This window comes from Fusobacterium sp. (assembly GCF_019012925.1).
Taxonomy (GTDB): domain Bacteria; phylum Fusobacteriota; class Fusobacteriia; order Fusobacteriales; family Fusobacteriaceae; genus Fusobacterium_A.
Map to the genome: position 1 here is coordinate 1 of NZ_JAGIRL010000004.1, position 23,704 is coordinate 23,704.

Consider the following 23,704-nt stretch of genomic DNA (forward strand, 5'->3'; position numbering starts at 1 on the left):
TCCTTCATTTGGATATGGTGGATATTGTTTACCTAAAGATACAAAACAATTATTAGCTAATTATGATAAAGTACCACAAAATGTAATTGGTGCAATAGTAGAATCTAATAGAACTCGTAAAGATTTTATATCTGATCGTGTTTTGGAGATAGCAGGAGCATATGAAGCTAATAGTTCATTTGATCCTTCAAAAGAAAAAGAGATAGTAATAGGAATTTATAGATTAACAATGAAAAGTAATAGTGATAACTTCCGTCAAAGTAGCATTCAAGGGATAATGAAAAGAATAAAAGCTAAAGGAGCTACAGTAATAATTTATGAGCCAACTTTAGAAGATGGAACTACTTTCTTTGGAAGTAAAATAGTAAATAACCTAGAAGAATTTAAAAAATTAAGTCAAAGTATTGTAGCTAATAGATACGATAGTTGTTTAGATGATGTAAAGGATAAAGTATACACTAGAGATATATTTAAAAGAGATTAAAAAGGGTGATAGATATGCAAAATATAGAATTAAATGGAAAAACTATATTAATAACTGGTGGGGCTGGATTTATAGGTTCAAATTTAATTTTGGAACTTTTGAAAAAGATAGAAAGTATAAATATAGTATCAATAGATAATTTAAATGACTATTATGATGTTAGCATAAAAGAATGGAGACTTTCTGAAATAGAGAAGGAAGTAAAAAAACATAGTAGTTCAAATTATCACTTCATAAAAGGAGATATTGCTGATAAAGGGATAATAGATGAGATATTTAAAAAATACAGTCCAGATATTGTAGTAAATTTAGCAGCACAAGCAGGAGTAAGATATAGTATCATTAATCCAGATGCATATATTCAAAGTAATATGATAGGGTTCTATAATCTTTTAGAAGCTTGTAGACATAGTTATGATAATGGGGCTAAGGGAGTAGAACATTTTGTGTATGCATCATCTTCATCAGTGTATGGAAGTAATAAAAAAGTACCTTATTCAGTTGAAGATAAAGTAGACAATCCAGTATCGCTATATGCAGCTACTAAAAAATCAAATGAATTAATGGCACATAGTTATTCTAAATTATATAATATTCCTTCAACAGGACTTAGATTTTTTACTGTATATGGCCCAGCAGGAAGACCTGATATGGCATATTTTGGCTTTACAAATAAGTTAAAAAATAATGAAACTATAGAAATATTTAACTATGGAAATTGTAAAAGAGATTTTACTTATATAGATGATATAGTATACGGAGTAAAGTGTGTTATGGAAAAAGCTCCAGAGAGAAAAGTAGGGGAAGATGGATTACCTATACCACCATATTCAATTTATAATATAGGAAACAATAATCCTGAAAATTTATTAGATTTTGTAACTATATTACAAGAAGAGTTATTAAATGAAGGAATATTACCTAAAGATTATAATTTTGAATCTCATAAAAAATTAGTACCAATGCAACCTGGAGATGTACCAGTAACTTATGCAGATGTAAGTACTTTAGAAAGAGATTTTAATTTTAAACCTCAAACATCTCTAAGAGAAGGATTGAGAAGGTTTGCAAAATGGTATAAAGAGTTTTATATATAAAAATTAAGGAAGGAATTATATGCTATTTAATTCATATGAGTTTATATTTTTGTTTTTACCAATTACTTTGGTAATATACTTTTTATTAAATAGATATAATAAAAATAAATGTGCTAAAGCTTGGTTAGTAATAGCTTCACTATATTTTTATTCATATTTTAATAGAATGTATTTAATACTTATAGCTATATCAATTTTAATAAACTATTTTATAGGAAAACGTTTATCAAATAACAAAGTAGATATAGTTCAAAGAAGGATATTATTAATATTTGGAGTTATATTTAATTTAGGAATATTAGGGTATTTTAAATATTATGATTTTTTTGTAGAGAATATTAACATAGTATTTAAGAGCAACTTTCATCTATTACATATAATGTTACCATTAGGAATATCATTTTTTACATTTCAGCAACTTTCGTTTGTAGTAGATATGTATAAAAGATATCATTTAATTTATGATTTTTTAGATTATTGTTTATTTGTAACATTTTTTCCACAGTTAATAGCAGGACCAATAGTATTACCAACAGAGATGTTACCTCAATTTGAAGCTGAAAGTAATAAAAAAATTAATTGGGAAAATATGAATAGAGGATTATATGTATTTTCTATAGGATTAGCAAAGAAAGTAATAATAGCAGATACAATAGCAAATTTTGCCAATGCAGGATTTGATATGATGGATAAATTAAATTTTATAGAAGCATGGTTAACATCAATATCATATACATTACAATTATATTTTGATTTTAGTGGATATTGTGATATGGCAATAGGGATTGCTTTGATGTTTAATATAGTATTACCAGCAAACTTTAATTCACCATATAAATCAACTAATATACAGGAATTTTGGAAGAAGTGGCATATGACATTAGGTAGATTTATGACAAATTATCTATATATTCCATTAGGAGGAAATAGAAAAGGAGAATTAAAAACATTAAGGAATTTATTCATAGTATTCTTGGCAAGTGGTATATGGCATGGAGCAGGTTGGAATTTTATAATTTGGGGAATGTTACATGGAATATGTATATTGATTCATAGAATATGGAAAAATAGTGGAAGAAAATTGAATAAATTAGTAGGTTGGTTTATAACAATTAATTTAGTAAATATCTTTTGGGTGTTTTTTAGAGCAACAACAGTAGCAGATGCATTAAAAGTAATAAAGGGAATGTTTAATATAAAAGAGGATATTTTATATATTCCACAAGGAGATATAGAGTTTTTTATAGAATATACTAATGGAAGATTGGGAACATATGAATGTATTTTTTATTTATTTTTATCTATTATTATTGTTATAAAATTTAGTAATAGTTTGAATAAAATAAAAGTATATAAAAATAGTTTAAAAATATATTTAGAGATAATTGTTTATATAATATTTTCGATAATTTCATTAAATAATATGAGTACATTTCTTTATTTTAATTTTTAGGAGAGAAAATGAATAATAAAAGATTTTTTATATTAAATATAGCAAGTATTATTTTAATATTAATTATGATAGGAAGTACTATGATAATTATAGATCCGTATTTTCATTATCATAAACCTTTAAAATATTTTAAATATAGATTAATGAATCAAAGATATATAAATAATGGAATTATAAAATATTTTGATTATAATGGTGTGATAATAGGAACTTCAATGACGGAAAATTTTAGAAGTTCACAATTTGATAAATTATTTAAAGTTAGTTCTATTAAAATACCATTTGCAGGAGCAACTTATAGGGAAATAAATGATAATATAGAAGTAATTTTAAAAGACAGAAAAAATACTAAAATAATATTAAGAGGATTAGATTATGGAGCTATAAATAAAAATTTTAAAGAACAAAAATACAAAGAATATCCAACATATCTTTATGATGATAATTTGTTAAATGATTATAAATACTTATTTAATAAAGAATTAATTTTAAAAGGATTAGGTGGAGTAGTTTTTAATACTTTAAAAAATAGAGAAACAACTTCTTTTGATGATTATAGTAGTTGGAGAGATGAAACATTTGGAAAAAATATTATTTTAAAGGGTTATAAACGAGAGAAAAAGAATATAGAGATAGAAAAATTAAGTAAAGCTGATATTGAAATAATTAGAGAAAATATTCAGAAGAATGTACTAGATGTTCCACTACAATATCCTAATACTAAGTTTATATATTTTATAACTCCATATAGTATTGTTTATTGGGACTCTATTAATCAAAGCGGAGAGATTTTAAAGCAATTAGAAGCAGAAAAAATAATGATTGAAATGATTTTAGAAGTGCCAAATATAGAACTATATTCATTCTTTAATAATTATGATTTAATAACTAATTTGGATAATTACAAAGATGCAGGGCATTATATTTACACAATAAATGATAAGATATTAGATTGGATTTCTAAAAAAGAATATAGGTTGACAAAAGAGAACTATAAAGAGTATTTAGAAAAGAATAAAGAGTTTTATTTAAATTATGATTATGATTCAATTTTTAATTAGCAAAAATAACTTCTAGACAAAATACAATAATAATGATATATTATTATCTGTAATTAAATAAAATTTACTGAGGAGCCATATGGCTGAGATTGAGTATATACTCTAAACTCATTGAACTTGATTTGGTTAGTACCAACGAAAGGAGTAAATAATAAAATATATAAGTATTTCCTCCTTTTGTAATTAAAGGAGGATTTTTTTATGGGATTAAAAGATTGCTTATGGTGTATAGGAGGAGCTAGTAAAGGTGTATCTGGAGCTAGATTTTCCCTATATCCAATGAGTGATAAATTTGTAGATGTTATCTTAGGTGGACTAGAAAACACTGATACAAGCAAGGTTTGGAAGCAAACTGATAAGTTGAGTACTTGTGTGAGAGGAAAGAGAGTTCACGTATTTGATGTAGTCAAAGGACTGTTTGTAAATGCCTATAGAGAGGATATACATATGGCACTAGAAGCTACATTCTCAAAGGGGTGTCCTGGAGATACTGATGCAGACTCATTTATGGAAGTAGATGATGAGAGAGTAAATGAGGAGAGAATAAAGGATAAGCACTTCAATGTAGTTAGTAAAATCTCTTTTTATCCTATGGGAGAAGAGGACTATATGGAGCATATAGCAAAGGTTGTTATGTTGGCAAAAGACAGAGGTGTATTTAGCAAGAGTTCTCACTATGTATCTATATTAGAGGGAGATGTACACAATGTATTTGACACTCTAGAGGAGATCTTCAAGTATGGAGAGGATCATTTATCACACTATATTTTACAAGTGACTATATCAGTAAATAGTCCAACAAAGGAGTAATTAGATGTTTAATTGGAAGTTAAAAGATGTAATAATGGTTTGTATTTTTTCAGTAGTTTTTTCATTTATCTACCTATGGGGAGTATATTTTGCTAACTTCTTAGCAACTGTACTAGCACCATTTGGATTTGCACCATATGCTTATGAGATTGTATTTGGAGTATGGTTTATGGCATCTACATTTGTACCATATATCATTCAGAGATCTGGAGTAGCAGTGGTAGCTGAGGTTTTATCTGCAGTTATAGAGGTAATAATGGGAAATATGTTTGGACCAATAGTTATCCTATCTGGAATAATTCAAGGAATGGGACCAGAGCTTGTATTTGCCAAGGGAAAATATAGAGATTTCTCAATGAAAAATATGTGTTTAGCAGCTCTATTTGCTTGTATATTCAGTTTTGTATGGGGATATGTAAGAGGTGGATTCTCAAAATTTACACCTATGTATCTATTGGGAATGTTTGTAGTGAGAGCTATAAGTTCTGTACTTTTTGCTGGGGTTCTATCTAAGGTTTTAGCTGAAAAATTGGCAAAAACTGGAGCTTTAAGTAGCTATAGCTTAGGACAGGAAGAGATAAATGAGTAAGGAGATATTACTCTGCAAGGATATAACTTTTAAATATTCAGAAAGATCAAAAAGAGAGATAGTCAAAGACTTCTCTTTTTCTTTTGTTAAAGGAGAAATATACCTAATCAGTGGATACTCAGGTTGTGGTAAGAGTACCCTGGCCTATCTATTGACAGGACTTTATCCAGCTAACAAAGGGGTATTGACAGGGGGAGGTATATATCTAGAAGAGAGGAGTATAGAGAGTATACCCTTGCAGGAGAGAGCTAAGAAGATAAGTATGATGTTTCAAAATAGTGACACACAATTTTGTATGGAGAGTGTAGAAGAGGAGATCATATTTGTATTGGAGAACATCAACTATCCAGTGGAAAAAATGGATGAGAAGGTAGAGGAAGTACTAAAGAGATGTGGAATCTTGCATTTGAAGGAGAGAAGATTGACAACACTATCTGGTGGAGAGAAGCAGAAGGTGGCTCTAGCCTCTATACTTGCTCTGAATTCTGAGGTAATAGTTTTAGATGAGCCTTTTGCCAATGTGGATTATGAGTCCTCTCAAGAGATAATAGAGATACTTCTAGAGCTGAATAAAACTTATGGTACAACCCTTATAATCATTGATCATAGAATAAGTCTATGGGAGAGAGTGGATTACAAGTTGATCCTTTTGGATAAGGGATGTCAAATATCTGCTGGAGGAGTTGAAGCCTTAGAGGATAGATGTGACATAGGAGAAAAGAGATATATTGAAGAGGATAAAAAAGAGTGTATAGCTCAGATAAGAGAGTTGAAGCTAAGCTATGGGGATAATATCCTAGCTCAAGGGCTAACATTTGAAATAGCAAGAGGAAAGATCACTTCGATTATTGGAAAGAGTGGAAGTGGAAAGAGTACTCTTTTAAATACTCTGTGTGGGATAGAGAGATACCGAGATGGTAGCTATATTTATGATGGAAAAGAGTTTAAAAAGCTAAAAGAGAGAGAGGTATTGAAAGAGGTGGGAATTGTCTTTCAAAATCCTCAAAACCAATTCTTAACTTATAGGGTGATAGATGAGATAATTTTTAGCTTGACTAGAGTGGATAAAAATGAGGAAAGAAATAGAGAGAGGGCAGAAAACTTACTAAAAGAGTTTAACCTTTATGAGTATAGAAATACTTCTCCCTATTCTCTTAGTCAAGGACAGCAGAGAAAATTGGCTGTTCTATCTATGTTGTGTGGAGAGCAGAGAGTACTGCTTTGTGATGAGCCTACATATGGGCAGGATAACAAGACAAGTAGAGAGATTATGGAGTTTCTTCAGAAGAAGAGTAGAGAGGGATTGAGTGTAGTTTTAGTCTCACATGATATAGACTTAGTGGCAGAGTATTCTGACTATATATATGAATTTAAAGACAAGGAGTTGAAGAGAGTTGAATACATCTAAATTAAATCCTGGATTCAAGGGATTAACTATATTTTTAATCTCTCTTATCCTTTCATTTGAATACAATTACTATGTTAATATATCTGTATTTTTAATATGTCTAATTTTAATGTTACTATCTAAAGTGAGTATAAAAAGATTGTGTATCTCTTTTCTCCCAGTAATTATAATGGCTTTGGGAGTATTCTTTACTGGGTATTTCTATGGAAATGAGAGTGCTACTACAGATATAACAGATATGACTAAGATTGTTGTAGTAATGGAGAGTGCTGAGAGTGGTCTACAGTTGGCAGCTAGAATACTAGCTTATGCTGGACTTGGGTTTCTATTTGTCTACACAACAGATCCTAGAATGTTTATCTTGAGTCTGATGCAACAGTTTAGACTCTCTGAAAAGTTTGCCTATGGTATAATGGCAGCTTACAACTTTATACCAATAGTAAAAAATGAGTATAGAAATATAACCTATGCTTATAGGGCTAGAGGAGTGAAGAAAAATCTATTTATGTTACCTATGTTGGTAACAGCTATTAGATCTTCTGAAAATATTGCTATGGCTATGGAGTCTAAGGGATTTCAGGTTGGAGCTAAGAGAAGCCAGTATAGAAAGCTGGAGACAAAGATGATAGATTATATATTGGTAGTTCTATTGCCACTTATTACACTCTATATTGTAAGAGTGTATTGATAATACAAAGTCTTAGAAGCATGAATTGCTCTGTTGTTTATTAGAAAATAAAGTGATATAATCTAATCAGCAAATATATCAAAAAAGGTATATTAAGGAGAGTAACCATGGAAATAAAAAATAAATATAATATGACAATAGATGAAAATATATTTGTAGCAAAAAGAAATATAGTAGATTATATATGGAAATCTGCAAATTTAGAGGGAATAGTTGTAACTTATTCACAAACAGAGGTTATTCTTGATGGCTTAGCAGTTAATGGTATGAGAATAAATGATATAAACGCTATTGTCAATTTAAAACATGCTTGGCAATTTACAATTGAGAATATAGATTATCCTTTAGATTTTAGATATCTTTCTCAAATAAATAAATTGGTAGGGGAATATAATATAGTTCCACTTGCAGGAATATTAAGAACTTCTGATGTAAGTATGGGTGGTACTGATTGGAAACCAGAAGTTCCAAATAAAGAGGAAATTGAAAAACATATGAATGAGATTTCTAAAATTGAAAATGCTACAGATAGAGCTTTAACTATGATGCTATATTTAATGAGAACACAACCATTTTATGATGGAAATAAAAGAACGGCAATGATGGTAGGAAATCAAATTATGATTCAAAATGGAGTAGGTATTATTTCTATTCCGATAAAACATCAAGAAAAATTTAGGGATATGTTAATTAAATTTTATGAAACTAATGATATGTCTGGTATAAAATCTTTTATTTATGATTATTGTATTGATGGGATCCAATTTCCAAAAGAAAATAATGAAAGTTAATTATTTGCTCAATTTTAGTTAAGAGATGAAGCTGAAAGCTTTAAGTAGGAGAGGTTCATCCTTATTTGTTATGTTCAATTTGAATCTAAGAGAAGCTAGTATAAAAAGTTGGAAACAAAATTATGAGAGTGTATTGGCACATATTGACTATTTGAAATATATGTGTTACACTCTACATAATAAGAGTTTTTGTATATAATATATCTATACATTGTATATAAAAAAGGAGTGATTAATATGGCAATAATTAATGTTAGAATAAATGAAGAAGATAAAAAAGTATTTAATCATATATGTGATGAATTGGGATTAAGTATGTCTTCTGCATTTAATATGTTTGTAAAATCTATGATAAGAATGGGTGGATTACCATTTGAAACAAAATTAGAAAATTTTGATATTACGACTATAAAAGCTATAGAAGAAACAGAGGATATAATTGCTGGAAAAGTTAAACGTCCTACATATAAGACTACAGAAGAACTTTTTAGTGCACTTGATAAGGAGGATTAGTTAATGTTAGAAATAACAACTACTAAGGTCTTTGAAAAAGATTATAAACTTCTAAAAAAAAGAGGATATAATTTAAATTTACTTAAAGAAGTTATTGAGTTAATTGCTAATGAAAAAGAATTACCATCTAAGTATAGAAATCATCAACTAGTAGGAAACTATAGTGGTTTTATGGAGTGTCACATTAGACCAGATTGGTTACTTATATATAAAATTGAAAAATCAAAATTAATACTTACTTTATCAAGAACAGGAACTCACAGTGATTTATTTTAAGAAGATGAAGCTGAAAGCTCTAAGTAGGAGAGGTTCACAGGTAATAATATGATAATAGTAAAAAAATTAAAGAAATAATATGGAGGATATTTTGGATTTTTTAGATGATTTAAAAGTCAAAACTGTAGATTCTGTTTATAAAAATAGATTTTTTGAGGGAATGGTTACTAAAAAGAAAAAGCATACCTTAGATTTGTTTGAAACTGAGATTTCTAACAGAACAGTACCTCTTAAAATAGAAGTAGTAGCCTCTATAAATCAAAATTATTGGGAATCTATACCTAGTCTGAAGGTTTCACTGGAATTACAAACTCCAAATAAAAAATATAAATTAGATAGTAAATTATCAAAATTTTTAACTGCTTATAGGCTCAATGAAGAGTTTTCCTTTGGAAAGTACTATACATATAATCCTAAGACAGATTATTTTTTAGATAGGTCTAAGAAGCTATTGGATTATTTATGTAAGTATGATACTTTAAATGCTGAGTTACAAAATAGTTGGAGAGCTGGAGAGAGAGGGCGTCTCTATCTATTGGAAGAGTATACAGAAAAAATTATAGAGTTTTTAAAAGAAGAGGGAAAAATAGAAGTTATTGATAGAGGATTGAACGAGTTATTAAAAATTGAGGTGTTAGAGGATAAAGAAAATAATGCAATTGATTTAAAGATTGAAAATCTATTTGATTATCAGATTTTAGGAGCAGAGTATCTAGTAAATAGATATTCATACAATGGTAAAATATTTAGATTACCTAAAAAAGATATTGAAATATTGAATATAATTTTAAGAAATTATAAAACAGAAGGTTTAAGTTTTGATTCTACAAATCTTCTTCCTCTTATAGAAAAAATTAGTAAAATAGGGAAGATAAAGTTGTGTTCATCTCTACAAAAATTAGTGTATACTCCAAAAGATATAAGTGAAAAGATATATATTGATTCTTTTGGTGAGTTTGGTCTCAAACTTTATAGTAAGAGATATTATGATGGAGCAGATGAGGTAGAATTTGCTGATAAGATAATATTAAATGATAATAAAACAAAAACTAGCTCATTGTATAGAGAGATTATGGAAAAATATGGTGAAAGTTTTGGGGATAACAGTTATCATATAGAATCAATGGAAGGGGTATACAATTTCATAACAGAAGGGTTACCACAATTAAAAGCAGAGTATGAAGTATACTATTCAGAAAAATTTAAAAAGAGAAGATATAGCACGGCAAGTTATCATATACAAACTAAAGTTACAGATATTTTAGAGATAAATTTTTCTATTGATGGAATAGATAAAAATGAGATAAAAGATTTTTTAAATAGTGTTAAAGAAAAATCTAAGTATTATATTCTAAAAGATGGTGGAATTTTAAAGTTAGATGGCTTGGAAGATTTAGAACGATTAAATGAGATGTTACAGATAACTGAAGCTAGTGCAAGAGAGATAGAGAGTGGGATAATTTCTAGAGAGAGAAACTATGTTTATTTTATAAAATCTACTTTGGAAAAGATAAAAAATATATCTTTAGATGAAGAGTTTAAAAGAATGAATAAAAAATTAAAAAGCATAGTAACTCAAGCTGAGAAAGAGGAGATAAAACAATGCTTTCCAATGCTAAGAGAGTATCAAGTAGAGGGAGTAATCTGGTTAAAAACACTTCAAAAACTTGGACTTGGAGGGATATTAGCAGATGATATGGGACTAGGAAAGACTTTACAAACTATATCGTATTTAGCTTTGGAAAAAAGAGAGAAGCCAAGTATTGTTATAACTCCTAAATCTCTTGCATATAACTGGAAAAATGAATTTGAGAGATTTGCTCCAAATGTATCAGTAAAAATCTGTGTTGGTAGTAAAAAAGAGAGAGAAGATATTATAAAAAAATTAAAAAAGGGAGATGTATTAATAACAACCTATGGTATATTGAAAAATGATATAGAGCTCTATGAAGGTGAGTTTTCAAATATAGTTATAGATGAAGCTCAAAATATAAAAAATATATTGGGAAAAACTTCAAATATTGTCAAAACTTTAAAGGGAGAGACAAAAATAGCTTTGACGGGTACTCCAATAGAGAATAATATTTTAGAACTTTGGAACATATTTGATTTTGTATTTCCAGGATATTTAGGTGGACATACATCATTTAAAAATAGATTTATAGATAATTTAAAAAATCTTAGAGAGATTATATCACCATTTATTTTGAGACGTACTAAAAAACAGGTTTTAAAAGAGTTACCAGAAAAGATTGAAAAAAATATATTGATTGACTTAGATGACAAGCAGAAAAAATTATACTTTGGATACCAAGAAAAGTACAAAAAAGAGGTTGAAGAGAATGCAAGTGATGCTATAAAAATACTTTCATATATAACAAGATTACGTCAACTGTGCAATCATCCAAAGTTATTCTTAGATGAGTACAAAGGGGGAAGTGGAAAACTAGAGGTATTGATAGAGTTGTTAGAAAATGCTAAAGAGAATGGTCATAGAGTACTTTTATTTTCGCAGTTTACAGAGATGTTGGATATAATAAAGAAAGAGTTGAAGGATAGATTTACTATTCTATATTTAGATGGAAAAACAAGTGCCAAAAATAGAGTGGATTTAGTAGAAAGATTCAATAGTGGAGAGGGAGATATTTTTATAATTTCACTTAAAGCTGGAGGAAGTGGGTTGAATCTTACAGGAGCAGATACTGTTATACATTTTGATCCTTGGTGGAATCCCTCTGTCGAGAATCAAGCTACAGATAGAGCTCATAGATTGGGACAAAAAAATAGTGTAACTGTGTATAGACTGATAACTAAAGGTACTATTGAAGAAAAAATAAACTTGATAAAAGCTGAAAAATCTAAAATTATATCTGAAGTATTAGATGGAGAGAAAAAGAGTTTGTTAAATTTAACTAGAGATGAACTATTAAAACTATTTTAAATTAAAAAACAGCAAAATATACGTATTGACTACGTGTTGAAAATATGGTAAAATTAATTTGAGGTGGTCAAATGAGCTCTAAAGACCTTTTTAAAATACTCAAAGAGGATGGCTGGATTTTAAAAGCGATAGCTGGTAGTCATCATCAATTTGTACATCCAATTAAAAAAGGAAAAGTTACAGTTCCACATCCTCGAAAAGATTTACCAGATAAAACTGTAATGAGTATTTTAAAACAAGCAGGGTTGAAATAATACCCTGCTTCCTCGAATAACTAATAGAGGAGTGAGTAAAATGAATGAGGTAATGTATCCAATAATTTTAACATATGAAGATGGAATGATTTATGGTGGAGTTCCTGATTTAAAGATAGATAATTTTTTAGCATATGGTAATAGTGTAGAGGAAGTAATAAAAGATTTAAAAGAAATTATTACATTATCTCTTCTAGATTATGAAGATGAAAATACTGAATTTCCAAAAGCAAGTAGTATAGATATATTAAAAACAGAATTAAAAGGAAATCAAGAGATTCTATTGTTAAATATGTGGTTACCTTATGAAAAATCTAAAATAAAATTAGAATACAAGAAAAAAACTTTAAGTATTCCAACTTGGTTAGATATACTAGCAACACAAAAAAATATAAATTTCTCTCAAGTTTTGGTAAAAGCATTAAAAAAAGAACTTGAGATATCATAATAAAAAGAGTGAGAGTAAATAGAAAACTATCTACAATCACTCTTTTATATTAGTTTTGGCTAGCAGTTAGCATGAAAGGAACTACCTGTTTCTTTCTAGAAACTACTCCTTCTAACCAAGCTGTCTTATTATCTAAAGTTACATTGAAAGCTTTTTCTACAAGCTCTGGGCATTTTCCAACTGTTAAAACATATGATCCAGCTTTTATAATATCAGTTATTACAAGAACAAATAGATCATAGTTAGATTTTTCACTCATAGAGTTCATGGCAGCTTCTAAATCAGCTTGAGTATTTAAAAGTCCAGCTACATCAACAGTATTTACTTGAGCAACTGCTACTTTTTTACCATTCATATCGAACTCTTTCATATCTATAGTGATTATCTCTTCAGAAGTTTTATCAGAAAGAGAAGTTCCTTCAATTAGAAGCTTCATTCCATAATCTTCAAAATTCTCTTCTCCACAGATTTTAGAAAGCTCTTTTACAGCCTCTACATCTTCAGGTGTGCAAGTTGGAGATTTGAAAAGTAGTGTATCAGAGATGATAGCACTCATCATAAGTCCAGCAGCCATTTTAGATGGAGTGATATTAGCTTGTTTAAATAATCTATAGATTAGAGTACAAGTACATCCAACTGTATCAGCAGTAATTTTTAAAGGCTCATCAGTAGTCAAACCAAATTTGTGGTGATCTACAACCTCTAATATCTTAGCATTCTCAATACCATCAGCTGTTTGAGCTTTTTCGTTATGGTCAACTAAGATTACCTCTTTTTTTCCATTTTCATCAGCATTTACATTCTCTATAAATAGAGGTGCAGTAGCTCCAAAATGATCTAAAGCAAATTGAGTTTCTCTGCTTACATTTCCTAATCTACAAGGAATAGCATTAACTCCTAAAGCATTTTTTAATTCAGCAAAAGAGATTGCTGAACATATTGAATCAGTATCTGGATTTTTATGTCCAAAAACAAGAATTTGTTTCATAAGTCCTCCTTAAAATTCATTTATTTACTTACATATCATACCATTTTTTTTAAAATTTAGGAATAGAAAATTTATAAAAAAGAGAAATTTTATCACTATAATATGATATAATTATAGGTGAAAATTAAGTATGAAGAGGAGATAGGATGAAAAAGTATATAGAAGAGTTGAGAGAGAAGATAAAAAAATATAGTGATTATTACTATACAAACAGTGAGAGTCTTATATCAGACGTAGAGTTTGATAGATTATTGGTAGAATTAAAAGAATTGGAGGAGAAATATCCAGAGTATAAGAGTGTGGAGTCACCTACTGAAGTTGTAGGAGCTACAAATTTAAGAGATACAAAATTTCAAAAAGTAACGCATAAAAAACCTATGTTGAGCTTATCTAACTCATATAATGAGGGGGATATATCTGATTTTATTGAGAGAGTTAAGAAGAATTTGGCAGAGGAGAAGGGGATAGAGTATGCTTTGGAATTAAAGCTGGATGGGTTATCTCTAAGTATTCAATATGAGAATGGAAGATTGGTAAGAGCAGTGACAAGAGGAGATGGAGCAGTAGGAGAGGATGTAACTGAGAACATATTAGAGATAGAATCAATTCCTAAGGTTTTAAAAGAGAGTGTGAGCCTAGAGATCAGAGGAGAGGTAGTCTTACCTATATCAAAATTTGAAGAGTTGAATAAAAGAAGATTAGAAGCTGGAGAAGAGGTTTTTGCAAATCCTAGAAATGCTGCTAGTGGAACATTGAGACAGCTAGATTCAAAGATAATAAAAGAGAGAGGATTAGATGCTTATTTCTATTTCTTGGTAGATGCACAAAACTATGGAGTAAAGACTCATAGTGAGAGTATTGATTATCTTGCAAAATTGGGAATAAAAACAACAGGTGTATGTGAAGTTCTAAAAGACTCATCTGAATTGATTAAAAGAATAGAGTATTGGGGAGAAAAGAGAGAGAGTCTGGACTACGAAACAGATGGAATGGTTATAAAGGTAAATGAGATCGAGCTTTGGGAGAAATTGGGGAATACTACCAAAAGTCCAAGATGGGCAATAGCTTTTAAATTTCCAGCTAAGCAGGTAACTACAAAAATATTGGGAGTCACTTGGCAGGTGGGAAGAACTGGTAAGATAACACCAGTGGCAGAGCTTGAAGAGGTGGAGTTATCAGGAAGTAGAGTAAAAAGAGCAAGTCTACACAACTATCAAGAGATTGAGAGAAAAGATATCAGAGTGGGAGATAGTGTATTTATAGAGAAAGCTGCTGAGATTATTCCACAGGTTGTCAAGTCTGTCAGAGAGCTAAGAGATGGAAGTGAGATGGTTATAAGTGAACCAACAACTTGTCCTATATGTAATACTCCAGTAGAGAGAGAGTCTGGGCAGGTAGATATAAAGTGTCCTAATCTAACTTGCCCTGGAAAAATAGAGGGAGAGTTAATATATTTTGTATCTCGTGATGCTATGAATATAGCTGGATTTGGAAGTAAGATAGTAGAAAATATGTTAAAACTTGGATTTATACAAAATATAGTGGATATCTACGAACTAAAAAATCGTAGAGAAGATTTAGAAAAATTGGAAAAAATGGGTAAAAAGAGTGTAGATAATCTATTAAATGCAATAGAGAACAGTAAAACTAGGGAGTATTCAAAGGTACTTTGTGCTTTAGGAATACCATTTATTGGAAAAACATCAGCAAAATTACTGGCTCAAGCTAGTGGAAATATAGATAGATTGATGGAGATGAGTGTGGAGGATCTAACTCAAATAGAGGGTATTGGAGATAAGATGGCACAAGCTGTATATGACTTCTTTAGAGATGAGGAGAAGATAAGATTGATAGCTGGGCTGAAATCTCACGGAATCTGCTTTGAACAGGAGGTAGTAGAGGAGCTACCTCAAGAAGAGAGAGTATTTACAGGAAAAACTTTTCTATTTACAGGAACTTTGAAAAACTTTACAAGAAATGAGATAAAAGAGGAGATTGAAAAATTAGGTGGAAAAAACCTCTCAGCAGTGAGTAAAAATCTTGATTACTTAATAGTTGGAGAAAAGGCTGGAAGTAAATTGAAAAAAGCTCAAGAGCTTGGCACTGTAAACATAATTAGTGAAGAGGAATTTATGGAGATCTGTGGTAAAAAATAGCATCTCTATTTGACTAATAGGGGAATTTATGATAGCATATATTCTGAAGAAGTATATCTAATAAAATTTGAAGAGAGGAACATCAATGATAGGAAATATTTTTAAGAAAATTTTTGGAACTAAGAATGACAGGGAAGTAAAGAGAATAAGAAAAATAGTAGCTGCTATCAACTCTTTAGAACCAGATTTTGAAAAGTTAACTGATGAACAACTTAGAGAGAAGACAGCTATATTCAAGGAGAGATTAGCTCAGGGAGAGACTTTAGATGATATAATGGTAGAAGCATTTGCCACAGTAAGAGAAGCATCTAAGAGAGTTTTAGGAATGAGACACTATGATGTACAGTTAATAGGTGGAATTGTACTTCATGAAGGAAAGATCACAGAGATGAAGACAGGAGAGGGGAAAACATTAGTTGCTACATGTCCTGTATACTTAAATGCACTATCAGGGAAGGGTGTCCATGTAATCACTGTAAACGACTATCTTGCAGCAAGAGATAGAGAGATGATGGGAAGATTATACTCTTTCTTAGGACTTACTTCAGGGGTAATTTTAAATGGTATTCCAACAAGAGAGAGAAGAGATGCTTATAATGCAGATATAACTTATGGAACAAACTCTGAATTTGGATTTGACTACTTAAGAGATAATATGGTTGGATCTATGGATGAAAAGGTTCAAAGACCACTAAACTACTGTATAGTTGACGAGGTGGACTCAATCCTTATAGATGAGGCAAGAACACCACTTATTATTTCAGGAGCAGCAGAGGATTCTACAAAATGGTATCAGGTATTTTACCAAGTTGTATCAATGTTAAATAGAAGCTATGAGACTGAAAAGATAAAAGATCCAAAATTAAAGAAAGAGATGAATATTCCTGCTGAAAAGATTGGAGATTATGAGGTAGATGAAAAGGCTAAAAACATAGTCTTAACTGAAAAAGGAATAGCAAAGGTAGAGAAATTCTTAAAGATAGAGAACCTATATTCACCAGAAAATGTGGAATTAACTCACTACTTAAATCAAGCATTAAAAGCTAAAGAGTTATTTAAGAGAGATAGAGATTACCTAGTGAGAGAGGGACAGGTAATAATAATAGATGAGTTTACAGGAAGAGCTATGGAGGGAAGAAGATATTCTGACGGACTTCACCAAGCTATTGAGGCTAAAGAGGGAGTACACATAGCTGGAGAGAACCAAACTCTTGCATCTATAACATTACAAAACTATTTCAGAATGTATAACAAGCTATCTGGAATGACAGGTACAGCTGAAACAGAGGCAGCAGAGTTTGTACACACTTATGGATTACAGATTGTTGTTATTCCAACTAATAAACCTGTACAGAGAAAAGATAATGCTGACTTAGTGTATAAGACAAAAAAAGAGAAGATAGAAGCTATTATAAAGAGAATAGAGGGACTTAATGAGAAGGGACAACCAGTATTGGTTGGAACAATATCTATCAAAAGTTCAGAGGAGTTATCAGAACTATTAAAGGCTAGAAAGATAAAACACAATGTATTGAATGCTAAATATCACGCAAAAGAGGCTGAAATAGTAGCTCAAGCTGGAAGATATGGAGCTGTAACTATTGCTACAAATATGGCTGGAAGAGGAACTGACATAATGTTGGGAGGTAACCCAGAGTTCTTGGCAATGGCAGAGCTTGGAGATAGAGAGAACGAGAACTACGATTCTGTTCTAAAGAAGTATGAACTTCAATGTAAAGAAGAGGGAGAAAAGGTAAAATCATTAGGTGGACTTTTCATACTAGGAACTGAAAGACACGAGTCAAGAAGAATAGATAACCAGTTGAGAGGAAGAGCTGGAAGACAAGGAGATCCTGGAGAATCAGAGTTTTATCTATCTTTAGAAGATGATTTAATGAGATTATTCGGATCAGATAGAGTAAAAACTGTTATGGAGAAATTGGGATTACCAGAGGGAGAGCCTATTACACACCCAATGATAAATAAGGCTATAGCTAATGCTCAGACTAAGATAGAATCTAGAAACTTTGGAATTAGAAAAAATCTACTAGAGTATGATGATGTAATGAACAAGCAAAGAACTGCTATATATGATAGTAGAAACGAGGCAATGAGCAAAGAGGATCTAAAAGATAGCATAATCAAGATGTTACAGGAGACTATCTACTCTCAAGTTGCAAAGAGATTTGTTGGAGAGTATAAAGATGATTGGGATATGCAAGGTCTAGCAGAGTACTTAAACGATACTTATGGATATAGTGTAGAGGATAGAGAAGAGTATAAGTCAATGAGTATAGAGGATTATAGTAAGAAGATCTTTGATAATATCTGTGCTCAATATGATGAGAAAGAGAGCAAAGTTGGAAGAGATCTAATGAGAAAGCTTGAGAAATACATACTATTTGAAGTTATAGACTCAAGATGGAGAGAGCATTTAAAATCTCTAGATGGATTAAAAGAGGGAATATATTTAAGAGCTTATGGACAGAAAGATCCAGTAGTAGAGTATAAGATACTATCAGGTGAGCTTTATGAGCAAATGGTAGAAACTATAAAAGAACAGGCAACATCTTTCTTATTTAAAGTTATTGTAAAACAACATGAAGAGGAGAATCTTCAGGTAAAAAATGAGGAAGAGGAGATAGAGGAGTATACTTTAGAGGATGAAAATGGAGTGGAAAAGATAGAGACAAAAGAGGTAACTCCAGATTCACCTTGTCCTTGTGGAAGTGGAAAAAAATATAAAAACTGTTGTGGAAGAGTATAAGGGAGGCTTATAATGAAAAAGGTATTAACAGGAATTTGTGCCATAGTATTACTTGCATCTTGTAGTTCACTAGATAAAGGAAGTTCTTTGGAACAAAAATACTCAATAACAAAGGAATCAGCAAAAGAGTGGGATAAAACTATAATTAAAGTGGTAAAGGGTGAATCTTTAATTGAGGATTGGTATGGAGATGAAAATCCAATATTTTACTTAAGAAAAACTGGAAAAATGAATGAAAAAGATTTTAACTTCTTAACTTCATTGGAGAAAAAAAATGTTAGTGAGATAACAGATGAAGATTATGATAAGTTTGTAGACTTAGTAAATAAATATAATAAGAAATTACCTAGAAAGTTCTACCTATCTGATGAGAACTTAAAAAATCCTAAAGGACTTGTAGATAGAATGGTAAGAGAGTCTTTTATAAAGATGGATACACCATCTAGTCACATAAAAAATGAAGTAGCTACTCCAGAGGAGTGGGAAGAGATAGTAGCTTTTTCAAAACAAGATGACCTATCAGAAAAAGATACTAAAAAATTAAGAAAGATACTAAATAAATTTATAAAAAGAGATGAGTTCTATGACGAGAGAGCTTGGTATAATAGAGAGATTTCAGATAGAGTAATCAAAATAACAAATATAGATGCTAAGGAAACAACTACAGCTATTGAGAAGAACAATGTAAATGCTAAAGCTTTATATATAGCATATCCAGAGTATTTTTCAAATTTAGAAAAATGGGATGATTAAAAAATAGTACTATAACAGGGGAGGGATCAAAAGTGATCTCCTCCTTTTGTTTACAAGGAGAAAAAATGGACGTTGATATGCATATTCACACCTTAGAATCTGATGGAACCTATACACCTGAAGAGATAATATTGAGAGCTATGAAAAATAATGTAATAGCTCTTGCTATAACTGACCATGATACTGTAGCAGGAGTAAAGGCTGGAAAAGCAGCAGCAGAGAGATATGGAATGGAGTTTATAGAGGGGATAGAGATCTCTTGTAATGAAGAGAATCTGGAAGTACATGTATTGGGATACTATCTAAATCTCGAAGATGAGGTATTTTTAAGGGAGTTGGCAGAGCTAGAAGAGGCCAGAGAAAAAAGAAATAGAAAAATAATAGAAAAATTTGAAAAAATTGGTATAATAATAGATATAGAGGAGTTAAAGAGATTTGCACCAGGAAATATAATCAGTAGATTACACTTTGCTAATTATCTCTTAGAAAAAGGAATAGTGACAAATAAGAATGAGGCATTTACAAAATATCTAGGAAGAACAGGTTTAGCTTATGTTCCAAAGGAGAATTTTTCACCAGAAAGAGCTGTAAAAATGATAAAGGCAAATGGTGGTTTTGCTTCATTAGCTCATCCTAAGTTAATAAGCTTGAATGATGAGATTTTAAATGATCTTATTGCAAGATTAAAAGAGTGTGGCTTAGATGCCTTAGAATCACAATATAGTTCATTTTCTAAAGCAGAGAAGCAGAAATTTAGAAAATTAGCTAAAAAATATGGCCTTTTAATCACAGGGGGATCAGATTTTCACGGAGATAATAGAGAGGGTGTAGATATTGGTGATGCAGGTTTAGAGTACTCTCAATTTGAAAGAATAAAAAGATTTTTGAATAAATAAGGAGGCAAAAATGATAATTGTAACAGGTGCAGCTGGTATGATAGGAAGTGCAATGGTATGGAAACTTAATGAGATGGGTAGAAATGATATCATTGTTGTAGATAAGCTGAGAACAGAGGAGAAATGGCTTAACTTAAGAAAGAGAGATTATGCTGATTGGGTGGATAGAGATGACCTATTTGATTGGCTATCTAACTCAGCAAATGCTGAAAAGATAACAGGAGTTGTACATATGGGAGCTTGTTCAGCAACAACTGAGAGAGATGGAGATTTCTTAATGAGCAACAACTATGGATATAGTAAAAAATTATGGGAGTTCTGTGCAGCTAGACAGATACCTTATGTATATGCTTCATCAGCAGCTACTTATGGTGGTGGAGAATTAGGATACAATGATGATGTGAGTGTAGAGGAGTTAAAAAAATTACAACCTCTAAACAAATATGGATATTCAAAGAAAATATTTGATGATTGGGCATTTAAACAGAGTATAGCACCTAAACAATGGTGTGGATTAAAATTCTTTAACGTATATGGTCCACAAGAGTATCATAAAGGAAGAATGGCTTCAATGGTATTCCATACATTCAATCAGTATAGAGATAATGGTGGAGTAAAGCTTTTCAAATCTCATAAAGAGGGATTCAAAGATGGAGAGCAATTGAGAGATTTCGTATACTTAAAGGACGTTGTAGATGTAATATACTATCTATTGACTGAAAAAGTTGAATCTGGAGTATACAACATAGGAACAGGAGAGGCTAGAAGTTTCTTAGATCTTTCTATGGCTACAATGAGAGCAGCAGCAAATAATCCAGAGTTAAAACAGGAAGAGGTTATAGAGTTTATACCTATGCCAGAGGATTTAAGAGGAAGATACCAATACTTTACTCAAGCTAGTATGGAAAAGCTAAAAAGAGCAGGATATACTAAGAAATTTACATCTTTAGAGGACGGAGTAAAGGATTATGTTGAAAACTATTTATCAAAAGAAGATCCATATTTATAAGGTGATAAATAGATGAATTTGTTTTTAATAGTTATAATATTGGGGATAGTAGAGGGAATGACAGAGTTCCTTCCAGTAAGTAGTACAGGTCATATGATATTGGTTGAAAAGTTTATTGGAGATGGAAGATTTTCACCAAAGTTTATGGAGAGTTTTTTAATAATTGTTCAATTGGGAGCAATATTGGCAGTAGTTATCTATTTCTGGGATACTTTAACACCATTTGTAAAAAATAGGAAGGAGCTTATCTCTAGAATTAGATTGTGGACAAAGGTTATTGTGGGAGTTTTACCAGCAGCTGTCATTGGTTTGTTGTTAGATGATTACATTTCAGAGTATTTTATGGGGAATGTATTCGTAGTAGCAACAACTCTAATATTTTTCGGTGTGATTTTAATTGTTATTGAAAAGTACTATAAAACAGCTGGAAAGATTGATAGTTTTGGAAAATTAAGTTATAAGTTTGCTTTTATAATCGGATTTTTTCAGTGCTTGGCAATGATACCAGGAACATCAAGATCTGGAGCTACAATAATTGGAAGTTTATTGTTGGGGCTATCAAGAGGACTGGCAACAGAGTTTTCTTTCTTCTTAGCAATTCCTACAATGTTTGGAGCTACTCTTCTTAAGCTTGTAAAAAATGGAATGAACTATACAACTACTGAGTGGCAACTTATTGGAGTTGGAACACTTGTATCATTTGTTGTAGCCTACCTTGTAATAAAGTGGTTTATGGGCTATATAAAGAAAAGAGACTTTGTTTTTTTTGGAGTGTATAGAATAATTTTAGGAATATTAGTATTGATATTTTTATTTATCTAAAATAAAAATATCATAGTAAAAAAGATTGAGAAAATAAATAGAGCAAGTTAGCTAGGCTATACTTGCTCTTTATTTTTTTAATGAAAGTAATCTTTATTCCCTTACTTGTCCATTTCCCATAATAACATATTTAGTAGTAGTAAGTTCCTTTAATCCCATAGGACCTCTAGCATGAAGTTTTTGAGTACTGATACCGATCTCAGCTCCAAAGCCAAACTGTCCACCATCAGTAAATCTAGTAGAAGCATTTACATAAACAGCAGCAGCATCAACTTCATTTAGGAATCTTTGAGCATTAGAGTAGTTTTCAGTAACTATACACTCTGAGTGTTTAGTACCATATTGAGCAATATGTTTTATAACCTCGTCTAGATCCTTAACAACTTTAATAGCTACTATATAGTCCTCATACTCAGTAGCCCAGTCCTCCTCAGTAGCCACAAGAGCTGTAGGGATATATTTTCTAACTGTTTCATCTCCTCTGATCTCTACATTTTTAGCTATTAACTCTTTTCCAAGATTAGGAAGAAGAGAGTTAGCACAATTTTCATGTATAAGTAGAGTTTCAACAGCATTACAAACACCTGGTCTTTGAGTTTTAGCATTTATAATTATATCAATAGCCTTAGTTAAATTTCCACTTTCATCAACAAAGATGTGACAGTTACCAATTCCTGTCTGTATACAAGGGATTGTACTATTCTCTATAACTGTATTGATAAGTCTAGCACTACCTCTAGGGATTAAAACATCTATATATTGGTGAGCTTTCATAAGTTTATTAGCTGTATCATGGCTAGTATCCTCTAGAATTTGTACTGCATTCTCATCAATGTTACACTCTTTTAAAACAGTTTTAAAAACATTTACAAGAGCTATATTGGTATTGATAGCTTCCTTTCCACCTCTTAAGATTACAGCATTTCCACTTTTTAAGCAAAGCCCAAAAGCATCAGCAGTAACATTAGGACGTGATTCAAATATTATAGCTACAACACCTAATGGAACTCTTTTCTGTTGAATTATAAGCCCATTAGGAAGAGTTTTTCCATATGTGAACTCTCCAACAGGATCATTTAAAGATGCGATCTGTCTAAGTCCATCAGCCATATCTTCAATTCTTTTCTCTGTCAGTGTTAATCTGTCTATAAAAGCTTTTTTAACACCTGAATTTATAGCATTTTCAACATCTTTTTTATTTATTTCTAAGATAGTATTACAATTTTTTAAAAGTGCATCAGCAGATTTTAGAAGCACTTCATTTTTTACTTTTGTAGATAACTGAGCTATCTGTATCTCAGCTTCCTTTGCAGATTTTCCTAATTTTTCTATATAACCCATAATTGCCGTTGCCAAAAATCTATAAAAATATAGAAATTTGTTTATTTCCTTCTTCTCAGAGTCCGATTTTGCCGTAGCTACTTTCGTTTTATATAACTCTCCAAAGGCTTAAATTCGGATACAACGAATCCTACATATTAGCATTTTCTTGTTTGTGAA

At 30.6% G+C, this 23,704-nt stretch carries 22 protein-coding genes and 1 riboswitch; of the genes, 20 read left to right on the forward strand and 2 right to left on the reverse strand.

The genetic code is table 11. From position 1 onward, the window contains the following. The 14 genes from QZ286_RS00595 to QZ286_RS00660 all read left to right on the forward strand — a co-directional run. Positions 1 to 484 (forward strand): UDP binding domain-containing protein (locus QZ286_RS00595; RefSeq protein ID WP_291255036.1); only part of this gene is annotated, 484 nt, incomplete at its 5' end. A 14-nt stretch (positions 485 to 498) separates the two neighbouring features. After that, complete coding sequence (locus QZ286_RS00600) at positions 499 to 1,581, forward strand: GDP-mannose 4,6-dehydratase (RefSeq protein ID WP_291255037.1); 1,083 nt, start codon at positions 499 to 501, stop codon at positions 1,579 to 1,581. 19 nt (positions 1,582 to 1,600) lie between these two features. Beyond that, positions 1,601 to 3,034, forward strand: a complete 1,434-nt coding sequence (locus tag QZ286_RS00605; protein ID WP_291255038.1) for an MBOAT family protein — start codon at positions 1,601 to 1,603, stop codon at positions 3,032 to 3,034. Positions 3,035 to 3,042: 8 nt separating this feature from the next. After that, positions 3,043 to 4,095, forward strand: a complete 1,053-nt coding sequence (locus QZ286_RS00610) for a hypothetical protein (protein ID WP_291255039.1) — start codon at positions 3,043 to 3,045, stop codon at positions 4,093 to 4,095. A 58-nt stretch (positions 4,096 to 4,153) separates the two neighbouring features. After that, positions 4,154 to 4,256, forward strand: a riboswitch (TPP riboswitch). Between the two features lie 40 nt (positions 4,257 to 4,296). Then, positions 4,297 to 4,905, forward strand: coding sequence for a YkoF family thiamine/hydroxymethylpyrimidine-binding protein (locus QZ286_RS00615; protein WP_291255040.1), 609 nt, complete (start codon positions 4,297 to 4,299; stop codon positions 4,903 to 4,905). 4 nt (positions 4,906 to 4,909) lie between these two features. After that, on the forward strand, positions 4,910 to 5,494 hold the full coding sequence (locus QZ286_RS00620) for an ECF transporter S component (RefSeq protein ID WP_291255041.1): 585 nt from the start codon (positions 4,910 to 4,912) through the stop codon (positions 5,492 to 5,494). After that, positions 5,487 to 6,902 carry an ABC transporter ATP-binding protein gene (locus tag QZ286_RS00625; protein ID WP_291255042.1) on the forward strand — a complete coding sequence of 472 codons (1,416 nt, stop codon included), beginning with the start codon at positions 5,487 to 5,489 and terminating at the stop codon, positions 6,900 to 6,902. The genes QZ286_RS00620 and QZ286_RS00625 overlap by 8 nt, the downstream gene beginning before the upstream one ends. Beyond that, a complete protein-coding gene (locus QZ286_RS00630; RefSeq protein ID WP_291255043.1) occupies positions 6,889 to 7,590 on the forward strand; it encodes an energy-coupling factor transporter transmembrane protein EcfT in 702 nt (233 codons plus the stop codon). Before QZ286_RS00625 ends, QZ286_RS00630 begins: the two co-directional genes overlap by 14 nt. 107 nt (positions 7,591 to 7,697) lie before the next feature. After that, a complete protein-coding gene (locus QZ286_RS00635; RefSeq protein ID WP_291255044.1) occupies positions 7,698 to 8,381 on the forward strand; it encodes a Fic family protein in 684 nt (227 codons plus the stop codon). A gap of 237 nt (positions 8,382 to 8,618) precedes the next feature. Beyond that, positions 8,619 to 8,894: a type II toxin-antitoxin system RelB/DinJ family antitoxin gene (locus QZ286_RS00640; RefSeq protein ID WP_291255045.1), complete on the forward strand. Its 276-nt coding sequence runs from the start codon at positions 8,619 to 8,621 to the stop codon at positions 8,892 to 8,894. Between the two features lie 3 nt (positions 8,895 to 8,897). Beyond that, entirely contained in the window at positions 8,898 to 9,170 is a 273-nt protein-coding gene (locus QZ286_RS00645) for a type II toxin-antitoxin system YafQ family toxin (protein ID WP_291255046.1), read from the forward strand. A 91-nt stretch (positions 9,171 to 9,261) separates the two neighbouring features. Further along, complete coding sequence (locus tag QZ286_RS00650) at positions 9,262 to 12,111, forward strand: DEAD/DEAH box helicase (RefSeq protein WP_291255047.1); 2,850 nt, start codon at positions 9,262 to 9,264, stop codon at positions 12,109 to 12,111. A 71-nt stretch (positions 12,112 to 12,182) separates the two neighbouring features. Next, positions 12,183 to 12,365: a type II toxin-antitoxin system HicA family toxin gene (locus tag QZ286_RS00655; RefSeq protein ID WP_291255048.1), complete on the forward strand. Its 183-nt coding sequence runs from the start codon at positions 12,183 to 12,185 to the stop codon at positions 12,363 to 12,365. Between the two features lie 40 nt (positions 12,366 to 12,405). Continuing rightward, on the forward strand, positions 12,406 to 12,813 hold the full coding sequence (locus QZ286_RS00660) for a type II toxin-antitoxin system HicB family antitoxin (RefSeq protein ID WP_291255049.1): 408 nt from the start codon (positions 12,406 to 12,408) through the stop codon (positions 12,811 to 12,813). Between the two features lie 49 nt (positions 12,814 to 12,862). Here QZ286_RS00660 and QZ286_RS00665 read toward each other — a convergent pair whose 3' ends face one another. Further along, positions 12,863 to 13,801, reverse strand: a complete 939-nt coding sequence (locus QZ286_RS00665; protein WP_291255050.1) for a manganese-dependent inorganic pyrophosphatase — start codon at positions 13,799 to 13,801, stop codon at positions 12,863 to 12,865. Between the two features lie 146 nt (positions 13,802 to 13,947). Between QZ286_RS00665 and ligA the strand changes: the two genes are divergently transcribed. The 6 genes from ligA (at position 13,948) to QZ286_RS00695 (ending at position 22,204) form a co-directional block, all read left to right on the forward strand. Beyond that, a complete protein-coding gene (gene ligA, locus QZ286_RS00670) occupies positions 13,948 to 15,957 on the forward strand; it encodes an NAD-dependent DNA ligase LigA (RefSeq protein WP_291255051.1) in 2,010 nt (669 codons plus the stop codon). Between the two features lie 85 nt (positions 15,958 to 16,042). After that, positions 16,043 to 18,724, forward strand: coding sequence for a preprotein translocase subunit SecA (secA, locus tag QZ286_RS00675; RefSeq protein ID WP_291255052.1), 2,682 nt, complete (start codon positions 16,043 to 16,045; stop codon positions 18,722 to 18,724). A gap of 12 nt (positions 18,725 to 18,736) precedes the next feature. Next, entirely contained in the window at positions 18,737 to 19,477 is a 741-nt protein-coding gene (locus QZ286_RS00680) for a hypothetical protein (RefSeq protein ID WP_291255053.1), read from the forward strand. Positions 19,478 to 19,542: 65 nt separating this feature from the next. Continuing rightward, positions 19,543 to 20,373 (forward strand): PHP domain-containing protein, encoded by an 831-nt coding sequence (locus QZ286_RS00685; protein WP_291255054.1) that lies wholly within the window; start codon positions 19,543 to 19,545, stop codon positions 20,371 to 20,373. Between the two features lie 10 nt (positions 20,374 to 20,383). Next, a complete protein-coding gene (gene rfaD / locus QZ286_RS00690; protein WP_291255055.1) occupies positions 20,384 to 21,382 on the forward strand; it encodes an ADP-glyceromanno-heptose 6-epimerase in 999 nt (332 codons plus the stop codon). Between the two features lie 12 nt (positions 21,383 to 21,394). Beyond that, a complete protein-coding gene (locus QZ286_RS00695; RefSeq protein WP_291255056.1) occupies positions 21,395 to 22,204 on the forward strand; it encodes an undecaprenyl-diphosphate phosphatase in 810 nt (269 codons plus the stop codon). A gap of 93 nt (positions 22,205 to 22,297) precedes the next feature. Here the strand turns inward: QZ286_RS00695 and QZ286_RS00700 are convergent, their stop codons facing one another. Beyond that, positions 22,298 to 23,545 (reverse strand): glutamate-5-semialdehyde dehydrogenase, encoded by a 1,248-nt coding sequence (locus QZ286_RS00700; protein ID WP_291255057.1) that lies wholly within the window; start codon positions 23,543 to 23,545, stop codon positions 22,298 to 22,300. Between the last annotated feature and the right edge of the window lie 159 nt (positions 23,546 to 23,704).

Excerpts from the sequence above, each read along its gene's own strand:
- QZ286_RS00600 (WP_291255037.1), top strand. The coding sequence starts at position 499 with ATGCAAAATATAGAATTAAATGGAAAAACTATATTAATAACTGGTGGG.
- QZ286_RS00605 (WP_291255038.1), top strand. The coding sequence starts at position 1,601 with ATGCTATTTAATTCATATGAGTTTATATTTTTGTTTTTACCAATTACT.
- QZ286_RS00610 (WP_291255039.1), top strand. The coding sequence starts at position 3,043 with ATGAATAATAAAAGATTTTTTATATTAAATATAGCAAGTATTATTTTA.
- QZ286_RS00615 (WP_291255040.1), top strand. The coding sequence starts at position 4,297 with ATGGGATTAAAAGATTGCTTATGGTGTATAGGAGGAGCTAGTAAAGGT.
- QZ286_RS00620 (WP_291255041.1), top strand. The coding sequence starts at position 4,910 with ATGTTTAATTGGAAGTTAAAAGATGTAATAATGGTTTGTATTTTTTCA.
- QZ286_RS00625 (WP_291255042.1), top strand. The coding sequence starts at position 5,487 with ATGAGTAAGGAGATATTACTCTGCAAGGATATAACTTTTAAATATTCA.
- QZ286_RS00635 (WP_291255044.1), top strand. The coding sequence starts at position 7,698 with ATGGAAATAAAAAATAAATATAATATGACAATAGATGAAAATATATTT.
- QZ286_RS00640 (WP_291255045.1), top strand. The coding sequence starts at position 8,619 with ATGGCAATAATTAATGTTAGAATAAATGAAGAAGATAAAAAAGTATTT.
- QZ286_RS00645 (WP_291255046.1), top strand. The coding sequence starts at position 8,898 with ATGTTAGAAATAACAACTACTAAGGTCTTTGAAAAAGATTATAAACTT.
- QZ286_RS00655 (WP_291255048.1), top strand. The coding sequence starts at position 12,183 with ATGAGCTCTAAAGACCTTTTTAAAATACTCAAAGAGGATGGCTGGATT.
- QZ286_RS00660 (WP_291255049.1), top strand. The coding sequence starts at position 12,406 with ATGAATGAGGTAATGTATCCAATAATTTTAACATATGAAGATGGAATG.
- QZ286_RS00665 (WP_291255050.1), bottom strand. The coding sequence starts at position 13,801 with ATGAAACAAATTCTTGTTTTTGGACATAAAAATCCAGATACTGATTCA.
- ligA (WP_291255051.1), top strand. The coding sequence starts at position 13,948 with ATGAAAAAGTATATAGAAGAGTTGAGAGAGAAGATAAAAAAATATAGT.
- secA (WP_291255052.1), top strand. The coding sequence starts at position 16,043 with ATGATAGGAAATATTTTTAAGAAAATTTTTGGAACTAAGAATGACAGG.
- QZ286_RS00680 (WP_291255053.1), top strand. The coding sequence starts at position 18,737 with ATGAAAAAGGTATTAACAGGAATTTGTGCCATAGTATTACTTGCATCT.
- QZ286_RS00685 (WP_291255054.1), top strand. The coding sequence starts at position 19,543 with ATGGACGTTGATATGCATATTCACACCTTAGAATCTGATGGAACCTAT.
- rfaD (WP_291255055.1), top strand. The coding sequence starts at position 20,384 with ATGATAATTGTAACAGGTGCAGCTGGTATGATAGGAAGTGCAATGGTA.
- QZ286_RS00695 (WP_291255056.1), top strand. The coding sequence starts at position 21,395 with ATGAATTTGTTTTTAATAGTTATAATATTGGGGATAGTAGAGGGAATG.
- QZ286_RS00700 (WP_291255057.1), bottom strand. The coding sequence starts at position 23,545 with ATGGGTTATATAGAAAAATTAGGAAAATCTGCAAAGGAAGCTGAGATA.